This is a genomic window from Pantanalinema rosaneae CENA516 (assembly GCF_050753385.1).
Taxonomy (GTDB): domain Bacteria; phylum Cyanobacteriota; class Cyanobacteriia; order Leptolyngbyales; family Leptolyngbyaceae; genus Pantanalinema; species Pantanalinema rosaneae.
Map to the genome: position 1 here is coordinate 1 of NZ_JBLZFZ010000121.1, position 5567 is coordinate 5567.

Here is a 5567-nt window from a genome sequence, read left to right on the forward strand (position 1 = left end):
AGATGTGTATAAGAGACAGGAGTAGGGAGTGGGGAGTGGGGAGGTGGGGAAGATAGGGAGGTGTTAGCGATCGAGGGGGAATTCGCGATGGATTTGCCAGCGTTTGCCATCGTGGCGCAGGAGGGTGAGGTGGGAGACGGTGAATTGGGCGGAGAAGGGGCGGTGTTGGAAGTCTGCCCAGGCGGTTTTGAAGTGTTGGCGGGTGAGGTCGCGGAAGGCAACGGTGAGGTGAGGGGAAAAGGGGCGACGTTGTTCGACGGGATCGCTCAAATTTAAAGTGGTGGCTAGGTGAGCCATCAAAGCGGCTTTTAGCGCTAAGAGTTCGGGAGTTTTGAGCACATTAATATAAATGACTCGGGGTGGGAAGGCGGCGAATCCTTCCAGGGCGATCGGCACCGCCGTTTGTTGCAGGGCAAACTCATGTAACTGTTGGTGCAGGTTCGCTAAGTGATCCGCTTCCCATTTAAACGGTGGTTGGAGGGTAATGTGCGGGGGAGATTTGAGGGCTGCCCGACTGTGGTAGCGATCGCTGAAGTGCTGTTTAATCGCGGTGGTTTCTGCCTGAATCTCCGGTGGCGGCAGTAGGGCGATGAAATAAAGATCGGTCTGGCTCATTGAGTTTAAGGTTCATGACTGAGATGGAGTAGTGGCGTTTCTAGTCGCTTCCCTGTCTCAGATCAGGAGCCTGGAACCGGGGGGACTTTCGCTTCCTGCTCTTGTGAGGTGTCAGAATGACCGATGTGTGACTGCCGCAGGTCAGAGATCACCGTTTGTAGTCGTGATCGCAGATCCTCGGCTAACCGCATCATCATTGCCCGTTTCGGAGGGGCTTGTGGGGTTTCAGCAACGGCAGATTGGGGCTGTTCCCAGGGGTGCCAAATCGGTTGTAAGTAGTAGCGTAGCCGCGATCGCATTGCCCAAACACCCATTGAAGGAAATAAAACGAAGGCAAGCATCAGGGGAGAAAGCGGGAACATGGGTAATTTCAGCCAGCGAGCCAGGGGCTTGATATTGAAGGTAAATGGGTGAAGGGCTTCACTGCCCAGACAGGCAACGGGTACGACGGGCGTTTGATAGCGAATACTGAGCCGCACAAAGCTGGGATCGAACTGGGTCAGTTGATACCGATGTTGCCAGCCCTTTGCCAGCCCTCGCCAGCCTTCCGGGGCATAGAGGATCAGAGTTTGTTGGGCGATCGCCGCTTCAAACTGTTGGACTTCTGCCCGCACTCCACCTAATACCTGTGCCCAACCCGATGGCAACCACCAGCGTAACCAGGGATGATCAAAAAATAAGGGATGTGCCAGGGGTTGAACGCACCACCCTTTATGTTGACTCAGCAGTAACGCCAACCCCACAAAATCCCAGGGGAAGCACATGCCTGCATGATTCATGGCAATGATCACCGAGCCGGACTCAGGCAGATGTTCCAGGTGATGCAGTTCGCCCCGGAAATAGTGCTGCACGATCGGAGCTAAAATCTCCTCCCGAAACGCTTGTTGGTAGGTGGGATCAGGGGTTAGGGGGATTTCGCTAGTGGGCGATCGACCTCCTAACCGGAGCCACCGGATGGCGAAGGCGAGATAGAACCCACCGGGCACCAAAAACAAGCCGTACTCCAGCCAGTTCCAGCCATCTGGATCCGGTTTGTAATGTTGCCAATGCCGATTGAACAGCACTAGCCACCCTGGCGGATACCAGAGACAAAACCAATCAAACCAGCTAAATCGATAAGGTTGCAAGGGTTAAATTAACGCCTCAAAACTAATGAGCTAAAGCTTCTTAGCTCTTAGCATGTCTGACTTAACGATGTCCACTAACCGATGGGGGTTGTCAAGATTCGTTGGTTTGCCCTCCGGTGGCAGGGAGTTCCAGACAATAGCCAGCGCCATACACCGTTTTGATATAGCGGGGATGGCGGGGATCTGGCTCTAGTTTGGTACGGAGATGGCGGACATGCACCCGAATCGTTTCGATGTCATCATTCGGTTCGTATCCCCACACTTCCTTGAGAATCTCGCCGGGAGAAACGGTTTGACCATGCCGTTGCAGTAAACAATGGAGCAGTTCAAACTCCAGATGAGTTAGCTTTACCGTTTGGTCAAACCAGATGGCTTCAAATCGCTCGGGAACCAGGGTCAACGGGCCATAGTTGAGAATTTCGCTATGTTTTGCCGCCTGCGGAATGCGATCGGTACGGCGCAGCAGTGCCCGTACCCGAGCCAGCATTTCCTCGACTTCAAATGGTTTCGTCAGGTAGTCATCGGCACCCGCATTAAACCCTTCTACTTTGTCTTGGGTTTGTCCTAGTGCGGTCAGCATCAGCACCGGAATATCTGCTGTGCGCTCATCTCGACGCAGACGCTGACAGACGGTGAATCCATCTACTTTGGGTAGCATCAGATCCAACATGATCAAGTCTGGTTGCAGTTGCAGAGCCATAGCTTGACCCTTTATGCCATCGGCAGCTTGGCTGACATCATAGCCAGCCATTTCTAGATTGATGGCGACAAGCTCTGAAATTGCAGGGTCATCGTCTATGACGAGTATCCGGGGCATCATTAAATAGGGTTTAGTAAGGTACAGGGTCTACTTAAGAGTGACTTCAGGATAGGCGAATATCCTTGTAAAGATTATAAGCAAGGAACCTCAATGTTTCTAAACTAGAGTAGACCTACCGACAAAGTTTTTCATCAAACTCAAACAGTTTTTAACTCAATTGGCGGATTTTGCGGAGTTGGTAACGAGATTTGCCGCTACGGTTTCATAGGGTTGTTGCTTTTTAGACGTTACGCCTTGATCACGCTCCGCTCTCTATTTCTCTTTTCCCTCTCAGGGTCATGAAATTCGATACCGTTGTTCTCGTTCTGATTGAAATTCTGATTGTCATCGGACTATCCCGATTAGTAGGTTTAGGGTTCCGCCGGATTAAACAGCCATTAGTCATTGGTGAAATTGTGGCTGGGATTCTGTTGGGTCCATCCTTATTAGGTCTGCTAGCGCCTGATCTGGCTGCCACCCTATTTCCACCCAGCACGATCGCGTATCTAGGGGTACTATCGCAGATTGGTTTAATCTTCTTCATGTTTCTGATCGGCTTAGAGCTTGACCCGAAATACCTGAAGAACCACTTGGATGTCGCCGTGTTGATCTCCCATGTCAGCATTCTGGTGCCATTTTTGTTCGGCACTCTGCTGTCGTTAGGGTTGTATCCCTTAGTCTCAAATGCTGGGGTTTCATTTACTGCCTTTGCCCTGTTTTTGGGGGCGGCTATGTCCATTACTGCTTTCCCAGTATTGGCGCGAATCCTGACGGAAAATAATTTGCAGGGAACTCGCCTGGGCACATTGGCTCTCACCTGTGCGGCCGTGGATGATGTGACGGCATGGTGTTTGCTGGCATTGGCGATCGCGGTGACGCGGACAAATAGTATGTTGGCGGCGGTGCCGACGATTCTAGAAGCGGCTCTATATACAGGGCTGATGGTGACGGTGGTGCAACAGTTTTTGCGGCGACTGTCTACCCATTACGATCGGGCGGGACGGTTGAGCCAATTTGCCCTGGCGACCATCTACATGGGCGTTCTAGTGTCGGCTCTGATTACGGAACTGATTGGGATTCATCTGATCTTTGGCGCATTTTTGTTAGGGGCAGTCATGCCCAAGCACGCTGGACTGACTCGAGAACTTGCCCAGAAGACCGAAGACTTTGTCTTAACCTTTCTATTGCCCATTTTCTTTGCCTATAGTGGGTTACGCACCCAGATTGGCTTATTGAACAGTCCGGGATTATGGCTACTATGTGCGGCGGTTGTGCTGGTGGCGATCGTTGGCAAATATTTAGGCACCTATGGGGCGGCTCGGTTTTGCCGAATCGAGCATCGGGAAGCTTCAGCCCTGGGGTGGCTGATGAACACAAGAGGACTGACTGAGCTGATTGTCCTGAATATTGGGCTGAGTCTGAATGTGATTTCCCCTTTGTTATTTACGATGCTGGTGATCATGGCACTAGTGACCACGTTTATGACTTCGCCTTTGCTGGAGTGGACATATCCGCAGCAACAGGTGTTAGAGGAGGTGGTCGAGCCCAGCCCTACCGAAATGACGGCTGATTACCGGGTGTTGGTTCCGATCGCGAATCCTCATACTCAGAAAGGACTGATTCAGTTAGCCATCTCGATCGCTTTGGGCAATACTCCTTACCGGGCGGATGCCCCCATTTCTGCCGTAGTTCATCCCCTCAGTCTGATCCAACTGGAAGAAGATTATGCCTATGAAAGTATTCCGGCTGAGGTCGATCGCTTAATTGAGCAACGACTCAAACAGGTGCGAGAGTTAGTCGATACATTAGGGCTACCCTATGGGCAATCGTTTGTGCATCCGATTGTGTGGGTGACCAGTGATGTGGCGCAGGAAGTAAACCTGATTGCCGAACGGGATCAGATGGATTTAATCCTGTTGGGCTGGCATCGTCCGGCATTCAGTCGAAATCGCTTGGGGGGGAGAGTCGGGCAAATTCTCAGCACCGCTCGGACGGATGTGGCTGTCTTTGTCGATCGGCAGCATGGCAAACTGGAAAATCTGTTGGTTCCCTACATGCCCAACATTCATAATGATTTGGGGTTAGAAATTGCCCTGCGGTTGTTAGTCAATTGTCGCAATACGTCTTTAACGGTGCTGCGGGTGACTCAAGAGCCAGCCAGCCAGACTCTAACACACGAATTTCGCCTGTTATTAGAGCAACTTCCCAGGGCGGTGCGCGATCGCATTTATTTGCCTGTGGTTGAAACAAATAACCCGATCGAAGCGGTGATCGAGGCATCCGGACAGGCAGACCTGACGATCGCGGGAGCCAGCCGCGAATGGGGATTAGACCGGCAAACCCTGGGTTACTATACCGATGAATTAGCGGTTCGTTGTCGCTCCTCCTTGCTGATTACTCGCCGTTATAGTCAGGTGACATCCCATTTAGCCTCTGTACTGGAATCCAATAACTTAGGGATTGACTCTAAAGATCCATCCCCGGAGGTTGAAGCATGAGTCACCACTTGAATCGTCGATCGCTGACCTTCTATAGCTGTGCTGTTGGCATCGTGATCGGGCTATTTAGTGTGATTTCAGCCTATGGCGAAGCGAATCTGCACGCTCCTACCTACGTGGGTGGACGTTATCCCATCACTGCCCCAACCCTGCCTGAATGTTGGCAAAATCAGTCATTAGTCTTGTTCGTTCAGCAATCTGGAGTCTTTTTAACCGGGTCACTGATAGCGCTAGATGCCTCAGAAAAAGGAACTCGAAGCGTGGCAGAACACCCGTCTTTAACCGGACGTTGGAATAACCAAACGCTGACCTTACGAGGCACAGCCACTTTACCCAATTGTTCGCTTCCACTGAGGATTCAAGGCAAGTTTGAGGGAAAAACCCTTCAAGGTGTAGTCCAACTGAATTCCACCTCTGGAGAGTTTCCCTTTACCGCCACCCGAGACGTGCCTCAAGAACCTCAGTCGGAGGGTGGGCATTAATGGGAGATGGGGGAGATGGGGGAGATGCTGTCTCTTATACACATCT

At 51.6% G+C, this 5567-nt stretch carries 5 protein-coding genes; 2 read left to right on the forward strand and 3 right to left on the reverse strand.

Features of this window, described 5'->3' with window-relative positions; genetic code table 11:
* Nucleotides 1-63: 63 nt before the first annotated feature.
* The 3 genes from ACN4EK_RS31800 to ACN4EK_RS31810 all read right to left on the reverse strand — a co-directional run bounded on the left by ACN4EK_RS31800 (nucleotide 64) and on the right by ACN4EK_RS31810 (nucleotide 2559).
* Nucleotides 64-615 carry a 2'-5' RNA ligase family protein gene (locus ACN4EK_RS31800; protein ID WP_431662457.1) on the reverse strand — a complete coding sequence of 184 codons (552 nt, stop codon included), beginning with the start codon at nucleotides 613-615 and terminating at the stop codon, nucleotides 64-66.
* Nucleotides 616-677: 62 nt separating this feature from the next.
* A complete protein-coding gene (locus ACN4EK_RS31805) occupies nucleotides 678-1742 on the reverse strand; it encodes a 1-acyl-sn-glycerol-3-phosphate acyltransferase (RefSeq protein ID WP_431662458.1) in 1065 nt (354 codons plus the stop codon).
* A 91-nt stretch (nucleotides 1743-1833) separates the two neighbouring features.
* Nucleotides 1834-2559, reverse strand: coding sequence for a response regulator transcription factor (locus ACN4EK_RS31810; RefSeq protein WP_431662459.1), 726 nt, complete (start codon nucleotides 2557-2559; stop codon nucleotides 1834-1836).
* 281 nt (nucleotides 2560-2840) lie between these two features.
* On the opposite strand from ACN4EK_RS31810, the gene ACN4EK_RS31815 reads away from it, so the two are divergent.
* Complete coding sequence (locus ACN4EK_RS31815) at nucleotides 2841-5039, forward strand: cation:proton antiporter (RefSeq protein WP_431662460.1); 2199 nt, start codon at nucleotides 2841-2843, stop codon at nucleotides 5037-5039.
* A complete protein-coding gene (locus tag ACN4EK_RS31820) occupies nucleotides 5036-5521 on the forward strand; it encodes a hypothetical protein (RefSeq protein WP_431662461.1) in 486 nt (161 codons plus the stop codon). Before ACN4EK_RS31815 ends, ACN4EK_RS31820 begins: the two co-directional genes overlap by 4 nt.
* The last annotated feature ends 46 nt before the right edge of the window (nucleotides 5522-5567 follow it).

Excerpts from the sequence above, each read along its gene's own strand:
- ACN4EK_RS31810 (WP_431662459.1), bottom strand. The coding sequence starts at position 2,559 with ATGCCCCGGATACTCGTCATAGACGATGACCCTGCAATTTCAGAGCTT.
- ACN4EK_RS31815 (WP_431662460.1), top strand. The coding sequence starts at position 2,841 with ATGAAATTCGATACCGTTGTTCTCGTTCTGATTGAAATTCTGATTGTC.
- ACN4EK_RS31820 (WP_431662461.1), top strand. The coding sequence starts at position 5,036 with ATGAGTCACCACTTGAATCGTCGATCGCTGACCTTCTATAGCTGTGCT.
- ACN4EK_RS31800 (WP_431662457.1), bottom strand. The coding sequence starts at position 615 with ATGAGCCAGACCGATCTTTATTTCATCGCCCTACTGCCGCCACCGGAG.